The organism is Thermohalobacter berrensis (genome assembly GCF_003609645.1).
Classification (GTDB): domain Bacteria; phylum Bacillota; class Clostridia; order Tissierellales; family Thermohalobacteraceae; genus Thermohalobacter; species Thermohalobacter berrensis.
In genome coordinates this window covers 1-20,540 of record NZ_MCIB01000022.1, presented here as the reverse complement: position 1 = coordinate 20,540, position 20,540 = coordinate 1, and the positions used below count along the sequence as shown (strand labels likewise).

16 protein-coding genes, 1 pseudogene and 1 riboswitch are annotated in these 20,540 nt (G+C 31.1%); of the genes and pseudogenes, 4 read left to right on the top strand and 13 right to left on the bottom strand.

The features are described 5' to 3' along the window. Window positions 1–94 precede the first annotated feature (94 nt). A riboswitch (Lysine riboswitch) is annotated at window positions 95–279 on the top strand. Between the two features lie 134 nt (window positions 280–413). Then, on the top strand, window positions 414–2,006 hold the full coding sequence (locus tag BET03_RS08990; RefSeq protein WP_120169527.1) for a Na+/H+ antiporter NhaC family protein: 1,593 nt from the start codon (window positions 414–416) through the stop codon (window positions 2,004–2,006). Between the two features lie 229 nt (window positions 2,007–2,235). Here the strand turns inward: BET03_RS08990 and BET03_RS08985 are convergent, their stop codons facing one another. The 3 genes from BET03_RS08985 to spoIID form a co-directional block, all read right to left on the bottom strand. Beyond that, window positions 2,236–3,030, bottom strand: a complete 795-nt coding sequence (locus BET03_RS08985) for a L,D-transpeptidase family protein (RefSeq protein ID WP_120169525.1) — start codon at window positions 3,028–3,030, stop codon at window positions 2,236–2,238. A 115-nt stretch (window positions 3,031–3,145) separates the two neighbouring features. Further along, a complete protein-coding gene (locus BET03_RS08980; protein WP_279230372.1) occupies window positions 3,146–3,472 on the bottom strand; it encodes a Veg family protein in 327 nt (108 codons plus the stop codon). Window positions 3,473–3,556: 84 nt separating this feature from the next. After that, the gene (gene spoIID / locus BET03_RS08975; protein ID WP_120169523.1) at window positions 3,557–4,996 is read right to left on the bottom strand and encodes a stage II sporulation protein D; all 1,440 of its coding nucleotides are present in this window, start codon (window positions 4,994–4,996) and stop codon (window positions 3,557–3,559) included. Window positions 4,997–5,212: 216 nt separating this feature from the next. Between spoIID and BET03_RS08970 the strand changes: the two genes are divergently transcribed. Next, window positions 5,213–7,015, top strand: coding sequence for a heme NO-binding domain-containing protein (locus tag BET03_RS08970; protein WP_120169521.1), 1,803 nt, complete (start codon window positions 5,213–5,215; stop codon window positions 7,013–7,015). A 341-nt stretch (window positions 7,016–7,356) separates the two neighbouring features. Then, a complete protein-coding gene (locus tag BET03_RS08965) occupies window positions 7,357–7,581 on the top strand; it encodes a glutaredoxin family protein (protein WP_120169519.1) in 225 nt (74 codons plus the stop codon). Window positions 7,582–7,648: 67 nt separating this feature from the next. Here BET03_RS08965 and BET03_RS08960 read toward each other — a convergent pair whose 3' ends face one another. The 9 genes and pseudogenes from BET03_RS08960 to BET03_RS08925 all read right to left on the bottom strand — a co-directional run bounded on the left by BET03_RS08960 (window position 7,649) and on the right by BET03_RS08925 (window position 18,578). Beyond that, window positions 7,649–9,103, bottom strand: coding sequence for an aminotransferase class I/II-fold pyridoxal phosphate-dependent enzyme (locus BET03_RS08960; protein WP_120169517.1), 1,455 nt, complete (start codon window positions 9,101–9,103; stop codon window positions 7,649–7,651). Between the two features lie 622 nt (window positions 9,104–9,725). After that, the gene (gene mgtE / locus BET03_RS08955) at window positions 9,726–11,060 is read right to left on the bottom strand and encodes a magnesium transporter (RefSeq protein ID WP_120169515.1); all 1,335 of its coding nucleotides are present in this window, start codon (window positions 11,058–11,060) and stop codon (window positions 9,726–9,728) included. 368 nt (window positions 11,061–11,428) lie between these two features. Next, window positions 11,429–11,692: a metal-sensing transcriptional repressor gene (locus BET03_RS08950; RefSeq protein ID WP_120169513.1), complete on the bottom strand. Its 264-nt coding sequence runs from the start codon at window positions 11,690–11,692 to the stop codon at window positions 11,429–11,431. Between the two features lie 15 nt (window positions 11,693–11,707). Then, a complete protein-coding gene (locus BET03_RS08945; RefSeq protein WP_120169511.1) occupies window positions 11,708–11,917 on the bottom strand; it encodes a copper ion binding protein in 210 nt (69 codons plus the stop codon). A gap of 20 nt (window positions 11,918–11,937) precedes the next feature. Next, window positions 11,938–13,779 carry a copper-translocating P-type ATPase gene (locus BET03_RS08940; protein WP_423246978.1) on the bottom strand — a complete coding sequence of 614 codons (1,842 nt, stop codon included), beginning with the start codon at window positions 13,777–13,779 and terminating at the stop codon, window positions 11,938–11,940. 150 nt (window positions 13,780–13,929) lie between these two features. Further along, window positions 13,930–14,061, bottom strand: a pseudogene (locus tag BET03_RS14065) (cation transporter); the annotation flags it as partial. A 621-nt stretch (window positions 14,062–14,682) separates the two neighbouring features. Next, window positions 14,683–15,999 (bottom strand): argininosuccinate lyase, encoded by a 1,317-nt coding sequence (gene argH, locus BET03_RS08935; RefSeq protein ID WP_120169506.1) that lies wholly within the window; start codon window positions 15,997–15,999, stop codon window positions 14,683–14,685. 9 nt (window positions 16,000–16,008) lie between these two features. Then, the gene (locus BET03_RS08930; RefSeq protein ID WP_120169504.1) at window positions 16,009–17,214 is read right to left on the bottom strand and encodes an argininosuccinate synthase; all 1,206 of its coding nucleotides are present in this window, start codon (window positions 17,212–17,214) and stop codon (window positions 16,009–16,011) included. A 314-nt stretch (window positions 17,215–17,528) separates the two neighbouring features. After that, entirely contained in the window at window positions 17,529–18,578 is a 1,050-nt protein-coding gene (locus tag BET03_RS08925; RefSeq protein WP_120169502.1) for an Mrp/NBP35 family ATP-binding protein, read from the bottom strand. Window positions 18,579–18,773: 195 nt separating this feature from the next. Here BET03_RS08925 and BET03_RS08920 point away from each other — a divergent pair, with 195 nt between their 5' ends. Beyond that, window positions 18,774–19,433 (top strand): hypothetical protein, encoded by a 660-nt coding sequence (locus BET03_RS08920; RefSeq protein WP_120169500.1) that lies wholly within the window; start codon window positions 18,774–18,776, stop codon window positions 19,431–19,433. A 4-nt stretch (window positions 19,434–19,437) separates the two neighbouring features. Here the strand turns inward: BET03_RS08920 and BET03_RS08915 are convergent, their stop codons facing one another. Further along, window positions 19,438–20,019: a 5-formyltetrahydrofolate cyclo-ligase gene (locus BET03_RS08915; protein WP_120169498.1), complete on the bottom strand. Its 582-nt coding sequence runs from the start codon at window positions 20,017–20,019 to the stop codon at window positions 19,438–19,440. Window positions 20,020–20,540: the final 521 nt, after the last annotated feature.

Below are 20,540 nucleotides of genomic sequence, written 5' to 3'. Positions count from 1 at the left end.
AGAATTTTTATACAGGCTCTTGACATGTTTTTTTACCTGTGTTACAATTACGTAAAATTTAATAATAAGAAAAACCTCATCCTCCATTTCTTGAGGGTGAGGTAGAGGCGCATCAGCTATTAGTAACTATATGAAGGCCGGAAGCCAATGAAGTATAGTGAAAGGAGTTGTTGCCGAAGTCTCAAGCATCCAAAGCTTGGGGCTGGGCCTGTATCCGAATAGGTGCAGGACTGTCATCAGGGAAAAAGCCCGCTTCCCTGATGGAGAGCTATCTCACACTGGGCAAAAGGAGGGATGAGCGTGTTTTTGTGTATTTAGGTGATAAACACGTGACATTCTGTCGCGTGTTTTTTTATTGCTGTAAAAGTTAAAACATAATCTAAACAACATAACATTATAAGGAGGAATTTATGATGGAATTTGGATGGTTATCACTTGTACCAGCTCTATTAGCTATCGTATTAGCTTGGGTAACTAAGGAAGTGTTTCTATCTCTTTTTATAGCTGTATTCGTAGGGTCTACTATATTAGCAAACTTTAATCCTTTAGTGGGTTTTACTAAATCATTAAATACATTTATTGTGGGTGCATTAACCGATGAATGGAATGTGTCAATCTTGATATTCTGCTTAACAATTGGAGGACTTATAGGAATCTTAAGTAAAAATGGAGGAACAAAGGGAATTGCAAATCTTATAGTATCTAGAGCTAAAACCAATAAATCTACTCTATTTAGTACATGGCTTATGGGAGTTTTAATATTCTTTGATGACTATGCTAATTCACTTATTGTTGGTAATACCATGAGAAGCATAACAGATAAAATGAAAGTATCAAGAGAAAAATTAGCATATATAGTAGATTCAACTGCTGCCCCTATATCAAGTATCGCTTTAATTTCAACTTGGGTAGGATTTGAAACTGGATTAATAAAAAATGGACTTGAAGAAATAGGAGTAAACTTAAGTGCATATAGTGTATTTTTAGAAACAATACCATTTAGATTTTATAGTATTTTAGCCCTTGGATTTGTACTAATGATAATATTTACTGGAAAAGATTTTGGACCAATGGCAAAGGCAGAGAGAAGAAGCTATCTAACAGGAAAACTTCTTGACGATGATGCAAAACCACTTGTTACAGATGAAGTAGACCAGCTTGAATCTTCCATAGAAAATGAAAGATGGTATAATGCAGTAATACCTATTCTGTCAGTAATAGTTATAACTATATTTGGACTTTATATAAACGGTGGAGGACTTGAGGGTAAGTCAGTACAAGCTGCTTTTGGTGATGCGGATGCAAGTGTTGTTCTTCTTTGGGCATCTATTGGAGGTACAATAATAGCAGCAGTAATGAGTCTAGCCCAAAGAATACTAACTATTAAAGAAATTATGGATGCTTGGGTTGCAGGAATAAAGTCAATGACAACCGCAGCAATTATATTAGTATTAGCTTGGGCATTAGGAAGCCTAAATGGTGAGTTAGGTACTGCAGAGTTTATAGTATCTGTAGCTAAAGGTTCAATACCACCATTTATGATACCAGTACTAATGTTTATAATCCCTTGTATAGTTGCTTTCTCAACTGGTTCATCATGGGGAGCAAACTCAATAGTAATGCCCCTTGCAATACCTTTAGCCTTTGAATTAGGAGGAGCTGAGTTTCTAGTTCCAGCTATAGGTGCAGTATTAACTGGAGCAGTATTTGGAGACCATTGTTCACCAATATCAGATACAACTATTATGTCATCAATGGCAAGTGCTTGTGACCATATGGCACATGTTAAAACTCAAATGCCATACGCTTTAGTTGTTGCAGGCGTTTCAATTATAGTTGGTTTTATTCCTGCAGGATTTGGAATAAATCCTTATATATCTCTAGTTATAGGAACAGTTGTACTTTTTGCAACTTTAAATTTCTTTGGCGCTAAAGTTACAGATAAAGAAAGACTTCATAGCAATCAAGCTTCTATCGGTAATGCAAAAAAAGTAGCGGAGAATTAATTCTCCGCTACTTTTTTGTTACTATATTAGTTACTATGCCATGAAGTCTAGCTTCTGGGGACCGTTACTATGCCCAGGACGTTAAGCTTTGAGGTCTGTTACTTGACCTTAGAAGTAATGCTCTGTAGTCTGTTTTTGTTTTTTTTAATTTTACATTTTACATTTTGAATTTTTAATTTCTTTAATTGTCAATTCTCAATTTTCCATTCTCAATTGCATTTCTGATCTACTAATATATAAGCACAAGTGCTCCATCTGGAACATTTTCATATATATACCTTGCTATATCTAAAGGTAAACGAATACAACCGTGACTAGCTGGTTGTCCTATTTTTTTGGCCTCTTCTTGTATTATATTTCCATTCTTATCACATGGGATAGAATGAAACAGGTATGAGCCCTTAAAGCCAACCCAATATTTGCCTCCCTGTTGAAACCTTTTGGCATAAAACCATTTACCCCTTCTTCCATCTTCAATTTGGAAAATACCTTTAGGTGTAAAGGTATCCCATAAACCACTAGATGCTAAAGATTCTCTAACAATTTCTCCATCTTTATATATTCTTAAGGTTTGGTCTTTATGTGTAAAAACAAGTGTACATCCTTTTCTATTTTTATTAAATTTATGTGGTGGTATCTTATTAGTCCTTATATATCTAGCATCTACATATCCTATGTTGCCATTTTCCAGTTTTACTTTAAACCATCCATAGGGTAATGTTTCTAGTAATTGAACTTTATCTAAATCCTTTAGGACATGTATAACTTGACTCTTTGTATCTTTTTTACTGTATACTTTAACTTTTCCATTCTTTTCAATGGTATTTAGGGCTTGTCCAATATATTTTTCTTCTTTTTCTAATTCTTCCTTTTTGGGTTCATCTTCTTTTTTAGTATCCTTAGTATCTTCAGTGGCTACATCTGCTTTCATATTATTATCCATATTGGGTTTTTGTTTACTAAGTTGACAGCCAATTAATAATATAATTAATGTGAATGCTATAAAAAATGCTCTTTTGTTCAAATTTATTCTCCTCTACTATTATGGTATTATTTTCATTGTAACATAATAGCTATATGTTATAAAAATGTATTAATTGCCAAAAAAAATATAAGCCGCCAAAATGGCGGTTTATATTTTAACTAATTCTTATTTGTTCTCCTTCATCATATACAGTAACTTCTACCGTCTCTGTTAATATATCTGAGTAACTGTATGATACTCTCCTTATTGAATTATATCCTCCGTCAATTTTTACTACGAAAATATTAGGATATACGCTTTCTAGAACTCCTTCTCTGATCGTGGTCTTCTTTCTTCCTTTATTGGCTTTTAACCTAACTTTTTCTCCCACATAGTTCTTTACATTTTCTCTGATTCTATCTAGAGAATTTCCTTGAGCCAAAGAACCACCTTCCTTTAAAGAATACATGCCAATTTTATCATATTTCCATTGGTTTGTCAATATTTGAATCTAATATTATACTACTTTCTGTAGAACTTGTCAAATAAAAAAACGACAAAAATATTAAATACTATTTATTTTACACTAATATTTAAAATAATCTTTAATCCCACTTACTATTGCCTTAGCCATTTCATCAAGATAGTTATCATCTTTCATTTTTTCTTCCTGTTCAGGATTGGTTATATAATCTAAGTCTATTTGTAATGAACTTACTCCTACTTCCCTTAATAAAAATAATTCAGCCGTTTTGGTCCCTCTGTTTACTATACCTAACTTTTCCTCTAAATTATTTATTATAAATTTACTTAGGACCTCACTGTCATAATCTCCTCTATAATAGTAGATTTCACATCCGTGTATTGAAGGATTAGGAAAGGAATTTAAGTGTAAACTAATAAAAAAATTAGGCCTCATATTATTTGCTAATTCAGCCCGTTTACCGAGAGAAACATATTCATCCTTTTCTCTTGTTAAATAAACTGTAGCCCCCAATTGTTGTAAATACTTCTTCATTTTCTTACCTACTTTTAGAACAACATCTTTTTCTCTTAGTCCCTTTACTCCTACTAAATCTTTACATTCATCTCCGCCGTGTCCAGGATCAATCATTATTATTCTTCCACTTAAAGGCTTTTCTATACATGGCTTTTGAACTTTGCTTATTTTTACTCCAGTATAATAATAGTTTATTATATCTTCATAACTATTTCCCTTTAATGCCATTTCATTAGCTCCATATTGACATAGTCCTAATCCATGTCCTTTTCCCTGTGCTGTTATTCTTATAACTTCAGGAGCCATACTAAACTTTGTAGAATCCAAATCTAAAAGTTCCATTACTTCTGTTCCCTTAAATTTTTTATCTCCGATTTTTATTTCTAAAACTCTCCCATCTTTATCCCTTTCAACTTCTTCAATAAATCCTTTAATGTTGGATTTTAACATAGGGTTTATATTGGGAAATTTTACGTTAAGTTTTTCTTCTATTTCTTTTATAGAAATCTCTTTGTAATTTTCCCAATTAGGTGAATCTATACAGTAATCACACAGTACCTTTCTTAAATATATTACTTTATTATTAATAACATTTTCAGAATTAACTGTAGAACCACCACATGTATGGTGGAATTTTGCATCTATGGGCCTATTATTTACAGTGATAATTAATCCTTGAGTATCTTCAACTGCTTTATTAACCTTGTCTATATTCACCTTATAACTATCCTTCCAAACTTCCTTTAACTCATCTTCATTAATTGTGCTTATACAGTGGGAAGTATCACAAATATCACATTCTGGGTGCCTTGAGCAGCCCCTTCCCCCAAAGGATTTTGCCCTTTTAATAAGATTAGTTCTTTCTATAATAGCCTGTGCTTTTAAAAACTCTATATGATAATCAGAAAAATCCTTTGGAATATCACTCTTTACCATAACTTTTACAATATCTTCTACAGTTTTTTCAATTACCTTTCCCAATCTTTTACTAAAAACCTTTATATAATTTAAACCCTTTTGGCACATATTACCTACCCCCTTACCTCCTTAACTTAACAAGAAGGCTTTTTCATTTATTGATTAATTTGAAGACAATATTGGTATAATTATAATATGTTGAAATTAAGTGCTCTGTGAGTAAGGATTATGTAAAATATCTATAATAATCCGCCAACAGGGTAAAAATACGGTATAATATATATATACATTAACTGAAAGGGGGAAAGGATTTAATCCAATATTATGAAAGGAACAATAGTATCTACTTGGATAAAAACAGCAAGAAAGCTTTATGATGATAATTTAGTAGATGAAGCCATGGAATCTGTAGGCTTAAACCCTAATAGAATATTCAAGCCAATAGAGGATATAGGTGATTCTTATCCTTTAAATATGATGAAATATATAGCTGACAAACAGGGAAAGTCTAATTATGAAGTATGGAAAGAAATAGGTAGAGACAATATATTTACATTTTCCAAAGATTACCCTGCATTTTTTAAGCATGATAATCTTTATTCATTTTTAAAGTCAATGTATGATGTACATGTAGTTGTAACTAAAAAGATAAAAGGTGCTAAACCACCAATTTTAAGGGTTAAAGCAATAGATAAATATACTGCTGAAATGACATATAAATCTTCTAGGGGAATGTTTGGTTACTTTCATGGATTATTAGAAGGTGCTGCAAAATATTATAATGAAGAAATCAAAATACACACAATCGAGAAAACAGACGATTTTACTAAAATACATATAAAGTTTGAAAATGAAATATCTTATCAAAAAACGTATAAAATAAATAAGCTTTTTTCATTAGGCTTCATGAAAAGTCTCGAATTAAAAATAGCCACAGCTTCATTAATTTTTATAGGTATACCTTATCTTCTGTTTTCAAATGTAGTAAACAATAATATTCTTACTGGAATAACAATAGGTTTAACTTTTATAATTCCATATTTAGTATCGAAATTACTCTTTATGCCTAAAAAGAGTATAATAACTCATTTAGAACATCTTATAGATAAGAACTATGCGGAAGAAATGAAAATATCTACAGGTGATTTCTTTGAAGAAATAAATAATCTAATTTTAAATTATAAAAGTACTGTTAAGAGTGATTTTGTAGGCTTTAAAGGTATGACAGACGAACTTACAGTTTTCACTGATAAATTTAACGAGATAGCTAACAATATGAGGGATACATCTAAAGAAATAGCAGGAGTAGTAGAACAGGTTGCCGAAGGAGCTGTAAATCAAGCAGAAGAAACTGAATCGTCAGCTTACCTTTTAAATAACAATATTAATACATTAAATCAAATTGTTGAAAAAGAAAATGAAAGTAAAGATGACCTGCAAGGTTCAGTATCTAGATTAGAAGATGGCCAAAAAGAACTTAGAAATACTTCAAAAAATCTTCAAGAGATTATGGTTGAATTTTCTAAGGTTAAAGAAAATGGTTTAAAACTCCAAAATAGAGCAAAGGATGTTACTAAAATAGTTGAAGCTGTTGAAGCAATCTCTGACCAGACTAATCTACTTGCATTAAATGCATCTATAGAAGCTGCAAGAGCAGGAGAACTTGGTAGAGGTTTTGCTGTAGTAGCACAAGAAATAAGGGAATTAGCAGAGGAATCTAAGGAATCAGTTAATAATATAAATAATAATCTTATATCTTTTATAGAGGAAATTAATAAACTTGTTGAACAAATAGAAAATCAATACTCAGTATTAGAGCAAGAAAACCAAAAGCTTTCAGATGTTGCAGATATGAGCCAAAATATTGTTACATCAATTCAAAATGTATCAAATTCATTAATTGAAATGATTAATAAGCTAACAAATGAAACAGAATCCATAAATAGTGTATCATCTAATATTGAGTCACTGGCAGCCATTGCAGAAGAAAACTCAGCCTCATCTGAGGAAGTAAGCTCAAATGTAACAACTTATACAAATGAAATTGAAAAAATGACAGAAAATATTAAGGAATTTAGAAAAATGGCTGAAGAATTTGGTAAAGATTTAGATAGGTATAAGATTTAACACAATTGACAATTAAAGAAATTAAAAATTTAAAATGAAAAATGTAAAATTAAAATCAGTTAGTAGCGTGTAGTAAGTAGTTAATATTAGGGGCTGAATATATTCAGCCCCTATGCTGATGTATAACCAATCCATCAATTTTATTATGTAAAAATTTAAACGGGAAATTTACTAAACTTTTTAATCAATAAAAAATAAGTGAATCTCAATTTTAATAAATGATATAAGCTAGGGAAAAACAAAATCGTCGCTGTTTTTAAGTAAATGGATAAAAAACCTTGACTTATATACCCCTATAGGGTATAATGTGATTAGAAAATTGATTTTAAGGAGGGTAATTTATGAAAGATGTAATAGTTTATACAAGTAATACTTGCCCATATTGTACAATGGCAAAGGAATACCTTACTGAAAAAGGTGTAAATTACATTGAAAAGAACGTAAATGAAGACCCTGAGGCCAGAAGAGAACTAATTCAAAAGGGATATAGAGGAGTACCTGTTATCATTATAGGCGGTGAAGAAATACCTGGCTTTGATAAGGAAAGAATAGATAGTTTACTATAAAAAAGCCTTCTATTAAAATAGAAGATTCTCAAGTATAAAAATAATGCTGCCAGTTGGCAGCATTATTTTATGTTCCAAGTACCTTTACATAGTTTACATAAGGGTCTTCAGTCCCATTAAACACACTATGCTGACTTTTCAGTAGTTTTATATACTCTATTATATCTTTAGTTATTCTTTCACCTAAAGTTACTATAGGTATTCCTGGAGGATAAATCATTATAGATTCTCCACTTATTTCTCCCTCTGCATCTTCCAGCTTCACAAGTTTTTTACGGCTGTAAAAAGCATCTCTAGGAGAAATTATAACCTCTGGATTTTCTAGCGCTATACTTTCATATTTAATAATTTTTCCCCTATACTTTTGGCTCATGTCTTTCAGAGCCTGAACTAATTTCTGTAGGGATTTTTCAGTGTCTCCAACACTTACTATAGCTAATATATTAAAAACATCTCCCAACTCTACCTGTATATTATACTCATCCCTTAATATATCATATGCCTTAAGACCTGTAATACCTAATCCAGTTACATTAATTCCTAACTTTGTCTCATCAAAGTCAAATATTCCCGGTGTTCCAATTAACTCTTTACCAAAAGCGTAATAACCTTCTATATTATTTATTTCTTCTCTAGCTTCTCTACTTAGTTTTAATGCCTTAGTTAGTACTTCTTCTCCATCAACTGCTAGCATTTTTCTAGCAACATCAAGACTTGTCATTAGAAGATATGAAGCACTTGTAGTTTGATTTAAATTTAATATAGTCCTTACTGTCCTTTTATCAATTAAACCTTCTTTTAGGAGTAACATAGAACTTTGTGTTAGTGAACCACCAGTTTTGTGTATACTAACGGCACTCATATCAGCACCTAACTCCATGGCAGAAGGTGGAAGCTCTTTGTGAAAGCTAAAATGAGCACCATGGGCCTCATCTACAAGGACAGCCATTCCATGTTTATGTGCTAAACTAATTATTCTCTTTAAGTCTGAAGTAGCACCATAATATGTTGGATTAATCAAAAAAACTGCTTTAGCATCTGAATTTCTAGCTATAGCCTTTTCTATCTTCTCAAGGGATACCCCCATAGCTATACCTAATCTATCATTTATTTCTGGCTGTATATATATTGGCTTAGCACCACTTAATATTAATCCATTTATAGCTGATTTATGTGCATTTCTTGGAAGTATAATCTTATCTCCAGGCTGACATACACTCATAATCATCGCCTGTACTGCAGCAGTAGTACCATTTACCATAAAAAAACAATGGTCAGCCCCAAAGGCATCTGCTGCTAAATCCTGAGCTTCTTTTATAACACTAATAGGATTTCCTAAGTTATCAAGGGGTTTCATGGAATTTGCATCTACTTTTAATACTTTTTCTCCAACAAAATCTGCAAATTCCTTTAATCCTTCTCTATTTTTCTTATGGCCTGGAACATCAAATGAAATAACATTTCTCTCATAGTAGTCTTTTAGGGCATCAAACAAAGGTGTCCTATTATGGTTAATTATCATCTTTATCACCCCATTATAATTGTTCAGGAGTAAAGTTAATATGGCTAAGAAGTGAAGACTTTGAGGATTGTTTCTTAGCCTAAGATGTCTAGCCTACGTGGACCGTTACTTTGACCTAAGAAGTCATAGCCTTAGATGTCGGTTACTTAAACCTAAGAAGATAGCCTCTGTGGTCCGTTACTTAAGCCTAAGTAGTAATGCGTTGTTGTCCGTTACTTTGCCAAGGACGTCTAGCTCCTAGAATTGTTACTCCTATACAACGCACATTGAAATGCGCTCTACGGTTTTTATATTTTCTATTCTTAGTCTTTTAATCTTTTCTAATTCTCAATTCTCAATTGTCCATTGTCAATTATTGTATTTACATATCCCTCAAACTTCACAAAGCTGATGGATTGCGAATCCATCAGCAACGGTTGACATACCCTTAATCGCACATTAAAATGTACTCTACAATTTTTATTTTGGGCTGAATATTAAAGCCCCTATTTTTTGTTGCTCTTTATTCACCGCAGAATGAATTCTGCTCTACTAGGAGCCAAGAGCTAATAACTGTATTCTGTAATTTTACATTTTAAATTTTCCATTTTTAATTTCTTTAATTGTCCATTGTCAATTGTATTTACAGTCCTATTATAAAACTTGCTAGTGTAAAATATACTATTAATGTTAATGCATCAACTATTGTTGTAATTAAAGGACTTGCCATAATAGCAGGGTCTAACTTTAGCTTCTTTGCTATTATAGGAAGGATACAACCAAATATTTTAGCGGCTACAATAGTTGTAAAAAGGGTTAAAGATACTGTAAGTGCTATTTTAAATTCCACATTTTCCAGATAATATACCCTTAGTAGGTTTACAAAGGCCAATATTAATCCCACAAGGGAACTTACCCTTAGCTCCTTCCATATAACTTTAAATATATCTTTAATCTTTATATTTCCTAATGCCAATCCCCTTATTATTAAGACAGATGATTGTGCTCCTGCATTTCCTGCAGTACCCATTAGCATTGGAATAAAGGCTGCTAAAATAACAACTGATTGTAAAATACTATCGTATCTTTCAATAATATTCCCTGTAAAAGTTGCCGATATCATAAGAACTAAAAGCCAAGTAAGCCTATGTTTTGCAAGGGTTAAAACACCAGTGCCAAGATATTCCTCCTCTGATGGGGCCATAGCGGCAATTTTTTGAAAGTCCTCAGTGTTTTCCTGTTCAATAACATCAACTATATCATCTATAGTAATTATTCCCGTAAGTCTTCCTTCCTTATCTACTACTGGTATTGCCATGAAATCATATTTCTTAAATAAATGGGCTATAGTTTCTTGGTCATCATGGGTATGGCCATAGATTACTTCTCTATCCATTATCTCCTCAACTGTTAAGTTTTCATCACTAGTTACTAATTTTCTTAATGATACTATACCTTCTAATTTTCTATTTGCATCAGTAACGTAACATGTGTATACAGTTTCCTTTGTAAGTCCAGTTTTCTTAATGTATTCAAGGGCTTCTTTTACTGTCATTTCCTTTTTTAAATCTACATATTCAATAGTCATCAAACTACCAGCGGAGTCTTCTGGATAGTTTAAAAACTGGTTAATAAGCTTTCTTTCTTCCTCTTTAGTATTTTTCAATATATTTTTAACCATATTAGCTGGCATTTCTTCTAATAGGTCAATCATATCATCAAAAAATAATTCATCTAATATTATTTTTAACTCTTTTTCAGTAATAGAATTTATAATATACCATCTTTGTTCTTGATTAAGATGAGAAAATGCTTCTGCAGCTGTATCTTTCGGAAGCATTCTAAATAATATTAAATAACTATTCTGATCAAGTTCTTCTAAAAGTTCTGGTACATCTGCTGGAATTAGCTTTTTAACTTCTTCTTTAGCCTCTCTATACTTTTTATCCTCTATAAGTTCTACTACCCTTCTATTCACCTAACCACCTCCTGATATAATAATCATCCCCCTTTTCCTAAAAATTAGGGTTCTTATGATTAAACCTATACCTATAATATAGTTAAATCTATATAAAGGAACCGACTCCATAAATACCACCATCCTTCCGTACAATTAAAGTATATACTAAAATCATTAAATTAGTATTAATAATATCGCAAACTATAATATTATATTCTCTAGAAAAACCTTTCAAATTATGAAGGGCTTCCTTTGAGTAAAAAAGAATATATATTAATTTTAGTTTATATTTTTAAACTGTTCAATATAAACATTCTTAAATATAAGAATTTTTACCATTACAAAAAATAATAGTGGAGAATATATCCCCACTATTATTATAAATATTACTTTACATATTTATCAATAATATTAATTATTTCATCTATTTTTCTGTCTCCTTCTCCTTGTAATACTGCATCTTTTACACAATTTCTAATATGCTGATCTAGTATGTTTAAATTTGCCTTTCTAAGAAGGGCCTGTACTGCTAGTATTTGCTTTGAAACATCTACGCAGTACCTATCATCTTCTATCATTTTTATAATACCCTCTATTTGACCTTTAGAGGTTTTTAATAAATTTAAAGCCTTCCTCTTTTCTTCATTCATAAACTTACCTCACTATTATTTAATTTCTACAACAGTATAACCTGCTTCTTCTATAGCTCCTTTAATTTTATTATCCCCTATATTGCCTCCAATTTCAACCTCTACTTTTTTCTCTTCAAGGCTTACATCTACAGATTTTACTCCTTCTAATCCTTTAAGTGCATTTTTAACTGCCATTACACAGTGATGACAACTCATTCCCTCAACAGTTAATATTTTTTTCATATAAACCACACTCCTTTATATTATTTATTTTTCATTTTAAATCTTTTAAGCCTTAGTGAGTTTGACACAACAGATACTGAACTAAATGCCATGGCCCCACCTGCAATCATAGGATTTAAAAATCCTAATGCTGCAAGGGGAATACCAGCAGTATTATATGCAAAAGCCCAGAAAAGATTTTGTTTTATAGTTCTTAAAGTCCTTTTACTTAATTTTATTGCTAATACAACCCCTCTTAAGTCTCCTCTCATTAACGTAATATCAGCGGCTTCCATAGCAACATCTGTACCTGTTCCTATAGCAAAGCCTACATCAGATTGTGCTAAAGCGGGAGCATCGTTTATTCCATCTCCTACCATTCCTACCTTTTTGCCTTGACCTTTTATCTTTTCAACAACTTCTGCTTTATCTTCTGGTAGTACCTCTGCTATTACATTATCAATATCTACTTCTTTTGCTATTGCATTAGCAGTTCTCTTATTATCACCTGTAAGCATATATACTTCTATTCCCATATCTTTAAGATTTTTTATAGCATCCTTTGAGTGTTCTTTAACAGTATCTGCAACTGCAATTATTCCACTAATACTTCCTTCTATTGATACAAGCATTGCTGTCCTTCCTTTATTTTCAAGACTTACAATATCATTTTCTATATCATCTATATTAATATTCTTATCTTTCATAAGTTTTCTGTTACCTATATAAACATCTTTTCCTTCAACTTTAGCATATATTCCATGTCCTGGTATAGCCTCAAAATTTTCTGGATTAACTAACTCTATTCCCTCTTCTTCTGCTTTCCTTACTATAGCTTCACCAAGGGGATGTTCTGAACCCTTTTCAGCAGAAGCTGTATATTTAAGAAGGGTTTTATCATCATCTTCAAAAGGAATAATATCTGTAACCTCTGGCTCTCCCTTAGTTATAGTTCCTGTTTTATCTAATATTATTGCGTTTATATCCTGAGCCCTTTCTAAGTATTCTCCACCTTTTATAAGTATTCCATTTTCTGCTCCCTTACCAGTTCCGACCATTATAGCTGTAGGAGTAGCAAGCCCTAAGGCACAAGGACAAGCAATAACCAAAACAGATACTGCAGCAATTAAGGCACTAGAGAAATCCCTTGCTACAAAATACCATGCTATAAAGGTTAAAACAGCTATGGTAACTACACTAGGAACAAATATATTAGAAACTTTATCAGCAAGTCTTTGTACTGGTGCCTTTGACGTTTGAGCATCTTCTACAAGTTTTATTATCTGTGATAATGCAGTATCCTTCCCTACTTTTGTAGCTTCAAATTTAAATGTTCCGTGCTTATTTATAGTTGCACCTATTACTTCATCTCCTTTATTCTTATCAACAGGTATACTCTCACCTGTTAACATTGATTCATCAATTGAAGAACTTCCTTCAATTATTACACCATCTACAGGTATTTTTTCTCCTGGACGAACTACAACTATATCTCCTACTTTAACCTCTTCAACAGGTATATCTACCTCATTACCATTTCTTATTACCCTTGCAGTTTTGGCTTGAAGACTCATAAGTTTTTTTATTGCCTCTGAAGTTCTTCCCTTTGCAATAGCTTCCATCATTTTTCCCAAAAGAATAAGGGTAATTATTATAGCAGAAGCTTCAAAGTAATATTCTCTTATACCTTCAAGGACATTGTATAAGCTGTAGAAATAAGCTGCTGATGTACCCATTGCAACTAGAACATCCATATTTGCTCCTCCACCCTTAAGGGAGTGATAAGCTCCTTTATAGAACCTATATCCTATTACAAATTGTACTGGAGTTGCTAGGGCCAGCTGTACATATCCATTGCTTAAAATTGTTTCTGTACCTGCCATATGGAAAAACATTGCTGATAAAAGTGGCAAACTTAAAATAGCTGATATTATAAAAAGTATTTTTAAAGTTTTTATTTCCTTTTGCCTTTCTTCTTCCCTATTATCTTCTTTTTCATCCTCTTCTTCCATAAATGCATTATAGCCTGATTTTTCTACTGCCTGTATCATATCTTTAAGATTAACCTTATTCTTGTCATATTCTACTGTTGCTTTTTCAGAAAGAAGATTTACTGTAGCCTCTTTTACACCTTCTAACTTTGATAGAGAAACCTCTACCCTTTTTGCACAAGCGGCTCATGTCATTCCAGTAACTTTTAATGTAACTTTATCTATAGACATATATTTCACCTCTCTTTAATTAAAGCTATTTTTATTTTACCCAGCAATTTGGGTTCTTAATTAATTTATTTTAACCCCCCCTATGCGGGGTGTGGTTCAATTGTAGCATTTTTGTTTTTGATTGTCAATTGTATTTACTAGTTCGTTACTTAGACCTAAGAAGTCATTCTTTGAAGACTATTACTTAACCAAAGAAGCAAAGCTTTGAGATCTTTATCGTTGTTGAGGGACGTGGGCGTCCCTCAACATAAAAAACGCAGACTAAAGTCTGCGCTATACTAGTTTTACGTTTCATTAATAGCACATCAAAATGCACTCTACAATTTTTGTCTTTTTTAAATTGCTTTTAAAAGCCGTTCCCATTTTACTTATTTGTTTTTTTCTATTTTTGTTTTTTTATCTTTTCTAATTCTCAATTGTATTTTAGAGCATGTTTCATGTATCATGTTTTGTGTTTCGTAATATAGTAATGCTTCGAAGCTTGTTATACTAACCACTAACTACTACTTACTAACAAATTTTCAATTTTACATTTTCAATTTTTAATTGCTTTTCTAAATTGTATTAAAGCATTTTCTTTTTAATTCCCTTATTTAGTATATTTTCATAATCTATAAAGTCATATATATCTTCATCTATTAGAGAACTAAATTGTCTTAATTCTTGTATTTTCATTTCTTCTATTTCAATACCTTTGTCTTCACAATATAGCACAATATCCCCTACAATTTTATGTGCATCTCTAAAGGGAACTCCCTTTTTAACTAAGTAATCAGCAATTTCAGTAGCATTTAAGAAACCTTTCCTTACAGCTTTTATCATATTATCCTTTTTTACCTTAAGACCCTTTAACATTTCACCCATTATTACTAAACAATCTATAACCGTATCAAGTGAGTCAAAAAAGTGTTCTTTATCTTCTTGCATATCTTTGTTATAAGAAAGGGGTAAAGCCTTCATTGTAGTTAATAAAGCAACAAGATTTCCATATACCCTTCCTGTTTTACCCCTTATAAGCTCTGCCCCATCAGGATTCTTTTTCTGAGGCATTATACTGCTTCCTGTTGTAAAATTATCATCTATTTCAATAAAATTAAATTCTTTACTGCTCCATAGGATTAATTCTTCACTTAATCTACTTAAATGCATCATTATTATTGAAAAAGCAGAAAGGAGTTCAATAATATAATCTCTATCACTTATACCGTCTAAAAAGTTATCAATACATTTTTTAAAGCCAAGTTCTTTAGCTGTATATTCTCTATCTATATTATAGGTAGTACCAGCTAAGGCACAACATCCTAAGGGACTTTCGTCTAATATATCTAATCCATTTAAAATTCTTTTTTTATCCCTTTCGAGCATATAATAATATGCCATAATATGATGTTTAAAAGTTACAACTTGTGCCCTCTGAAGATGGGTATAGCCTGGCATTATATATGGATTTTCTTCTCCCTTTTTGGCAATTATTTTTTGTAATTTCTCGATTTCATCAATTACATCCTTACCCTTTTTCTTTATATATAGTTTCATATCAAGGGCAACTTGGTCATTTCTACTTCTAGCTGTATGAAGTTTTTTACCAACTTCTCCAATTCGTTTAGTTAAAGTCATCTCAACAAAAGTGTGTATATCTTCATAGGAAGCATCTATTTTTAATTTTCCATTTTCTAAGTCATAAAGGATAGAATTAAGACCATTAATTATCTTTTTTCCTTCATCCTCAGATAAAATATTACATTTTACAAGCATTTTTACATGGGCTATACTCCCTTTAATATCTTCACAATATAATCTCTTATCAATATTTATTGATTTATTAAACTTATCCATTAATTCACTTTCTTTTTTTCTAAATCTTCCTCCCCAAAGTTTCATACTATATTATCATCCTCCGTTCTTTTTGTTTATCATTCCCTTTATCTTAAAAGGTAATCCATATAAAGTTATAAACCCTTCAGAATCTTTATGATCATAATCATCACTATTACCAAAGGAAGATATGTCTTCTCTATATAATCCAAAGGTTGAATCTATTCCTGCTACCATAATATTGCCTTTATAAAGTTTAAGTTTTACCTTGCCTGTAACTACTTCTTGAGTTTTATCAATAAAGGCGTCAATCGCTTCCCTTAACTGACTAAACCAAAGTCCATCATATATTAATTCTGAATATTTTTGAGAAATTAATTGTTTATAATGGAATGTCCATCTATCTAAATTTAAATGTTCAAGCTCTTTATGGGCTGCTAACAATAAAGTCCCTCCTGGTGTTTCATAAATCCCTCTTGATTTCATGCCAACAAGTCTGTTTTCTAATAAGTCTACAACCCCTATTCCATTTTCACTGGCTATCTTATTAGCTGTTTTTATGATGTCAATAGGAGATAGACTTTGCCCGTTTATCTTTTTTGGTATACCATTTTCAAAATATATATCAACATAGGTTGGCTTATCCTTTGCCTTTTCTGGAGGAGTAACCCTAAAGTATATATCTTGATTATGTTCTTTTGTTAAATCTTCAATATCTCCCCCTTCATGACTTACATGCCATAGGTTTTCATCTCTTGAGTATATTTTTTCCTTAGTTACAGGTACGTCAACACCTTTAGATTTTGCATAATCTATTGCATCTTCTCTTGACTTAATATTCCACATTCTCCATGGTGCAATTACCTTTATATCTGGATCAAGGGCAGCTATACAAACTTCAAAACGTACTTGGTCATTACCTTTACCCGTACATCCGTGACATATATACTTAGCCCCTTCCTTATGAGCTATTTCCACCAGTTTTTCAGACATAAGTGGTCTTGCTAAAGGAGTACCTAAAAGATATTTCCCTTCATAGACAGCTCCAGCTTTTATAGCCTTATATAAATAGTTTTCAACAAATTCTTTCTTTACATCCTCTATATATACCTTTGATGCACCAGTTTTTATAGCTTTTTCTTTAACCTTATCCATATCATCTCCTTGCCCTACATCTACACACACAGCAATTATCTCAAAGTTATAATTCTCTTTTAACCATGGTATTATTATTGAGGTATCTAATCCTCCTGAGTAAGCTAAAACAACTTTTTCTTTCACAATCTTATGCCCCCTTTTATATTCTTTATTAATTTTGTATAATTATTTCCTATTTATAAATTAGTAAGCTCTTGTTACTTTATCAGTATTGGTAATATTATAAAATATTATTTATAAATATTCAATATGTTTTTTTAAAAACTTTTCATTTTCCCCATTTGTTACTTGTTTGTCCCTTTGAATATTTATTATGGTGTGGATATTTATGAATGCTTTGTTCCCATTATAGTCTATTTGAATGCTATTATATGTTTAGTTTTTGTATAAAAATACAAAAGCCCCTTTAAAGGGGCTTTTGTATTTTTATATATTTTTTATTCTTTTATTAAATTATCAACTATATTTTTGTAACTTTTGAATACTTCATCATTATCCAGAACTACTGGTCTCCCTTTATCAGAATCTTTCCTAATTTCTGTCATAAGGGGGATTTTACCTAAAAGTTTTGTATCTAAATCTTCGCTTAATTCTTCTCCTTCTCCTTTGCCAAATATATAATGCTTTTCACCACAATTGTCACAAATAAAATAAGACATATTTTCAACTATACCAATTATTTTACTATCTGTCTTAGATGCCATAATTCCAAGTCTTTTAGCTACATCAGCAGCTGTTACCTGTGGAGTTGTAATTATTAATATTTCAGCTTCAGGTACTTGCTGCATAAGGCTCAATGGTGCATCCCCAGTACCAGGCGGTAAGTCTATCAACATATAATCAAGTTCTCCCCAGTAAACATCATTAAAAAACTGTTGAAGTACTCTTCCTAAAATTGGTCCTCTCCAAATAAGTGCTTGCTCCTCTTCAACCAGGTTTCCCATAGATATTACTTTAACTCCATTTTTCTCTATAGGAAGCATTAATCCTTTTTCTGGTACTACTGGCTTAACACCTCTTATCCCTAGTATCTGAGGTATACTGTACCCTAGTATGTCCGCATCAATGAGTCCAACCTTATAACCTATTTTGGCTAGTGTTACTGCTAAATTAGCAGCTACTGTTGATTTTCCAACTCCTCCCTTACCACTTCCTACAGCTATAACTTTTGTATTTTTAAATAAATCTTCTCTTTTCTTATTTCCATGTAACTTTTCTATTAGTTTCTTCTTTTCTTCTTTAGTCATCTCTCCAAAAATTACATCTACATCTTTAATCCCATCTATTTTTCCTACCTTTTCCTTTATATCATCCTTCATTGTAGCCTTTAAAGGACATCCCTTTGTTGTAAGAGCTACTTTTACTATAGCTTTTCCGTTATCATCTATAGTTACATCTTTTATCATATTTAATTCTATTAAACTTTTCTTTATTTCCGGGTCATATACTTCTTCTAGAACTTTATAAATTTTAGCCTTTAAATCCATAGTATACCTCCATTTCTAAATAAATTTATCTTTAAATTGTTTTCATTTAATTAATCTGTCCATAAATTTTTGTATTTATTATATTTATGTCTAAAAAAATAGCAAAGTATTTACTCCTCTATATAAAACAAAAAATTATAATTAATTTTGCTTTTGGAAATTCTATTTTTAAAAGAAGCTAGGGAGGATTATAAATTGCCTCAACTTTATTCTGATTATCACAAAATATTTAGTAAAATCAAACTACTTGAAGGTCTAGAAAAAGAAATAGTGAAGAGATTCCAGAATCAATATGGTATAAATGAGGTAAAAACTATAGTAAAAAAGCATATTGAAAAATACGGTGATTATATTGTTTATAAATCAGTAGAAGAAATAACTAGTTCAAATATAAATACTTGGTTGGAAAAAAAGATGAAATCCACTAAAAAAAGATATACATCAATTTTAAAAGAATTATTAAGGAAATATAAGGTAAATGGTATTCTACTTGCAAGACTTGTACATGAATACCATGGGTTCAACTATGGACGAAAACTTAAAAACAAAGAGAAAATATCATCAGCATATGATATTTTCATTATTATGAGCAATTATATATTTGAAGATAGCTCCTGTAATAATTCATTTAAAATTACAAAAAAAGAAAAGGATCTTCTAGGATATATTCAATACAAAGGAGATTATTTTAAATATTGGCATAACACAGAAATTAGCTATAATATAATATATGATTTCAAAAGAACATGGATTGAAGGGTTTGTAAATGGACTAAATCCAAGTTTTAAGTATCAAGTTAGTCTAGAAAATGTTGGTGATAAGGATGTGTACTACCATCGCATATTTAAAAAATAATTTCTTACCCTTTTACAATTATCTTTTTTTCAGTAATTACATAGTCTAAAGGTACGTCAAAATCCTCTTCTAATATTCTATCTACTATTTGAAAGCTATATGCTAATCCAATAGTCGGAATTTCTGGTTTGATCCTAGAAAGAAACCTATCATAATACCCCTTTCCAAAGCCTATCCTGTAACACCTCTTATCAAAGGCTAAGCCTGGTACTATAATCATATCTATATTGTTGTGATTAAAGGGCCTTAAATAGTCATGTTTAGGTTCGTAAAATCCAAACTTATTTTTCACTAATTCTTTAGACATATCTTTTATTTCACTTGGTATAATCCTTATATTTCTTTCTTCACAGTAAGGAACTATCACTCGTTTGTTATTTTCCATACAATGTTTAATCAAATTAAATGTATTAATTTCATTATTAAAGCTTAAATAGGTCATTATATTTTTGCCATCTGTAAAAATTGGAAACTTTGTTAAAGTAGCTATAATTTTATCGCTTAAAGTTTGTACCTGCTTTTTAGACATACTACTTCTTCTTTTAAGCATTTCTTTCCTTAATTTGGCCTTTTCACGCTGTCTCATTTTAACACCTTCTTTTATTTTCTCTATACTTTTTTATATCCATAAAATATTATTTTAATCATAAAAAATATTGGCAAAAAATAAAGCTGATGGATCTAAAATCCATCAGCAACTATTCATTTAATTACTAGCAAGATGTTGGTCCCATATTTGTTGTAACGACAAATCCCTTTCTTAGCCAACTATTGGAATAATCAATATTAAATTCGTCATATTGAGTAGTAAGGTCTTTGTTAGCTACAAAGTTAATACCATCTACTGAATTAACTTCATCATCTTCTTTTTGCTCATCCAGAGCAATTCCAAAAGTAGGGCCACCTCAACCAAAGCCTGCTATATATAATCTTATACTTTTAGATAATGCATTTTTTTCTTCCATAATCTTTTTAAGCCTATCTTTGGCTTTTTCAGTTATATTTACCCTCATTTTTATCCTCCTTTACTATTACCCCGTAAGGGTATATTTCTAGTATAATTATATCATACTTTTACTTTAAGTCAATCTTATACTTTATTATATT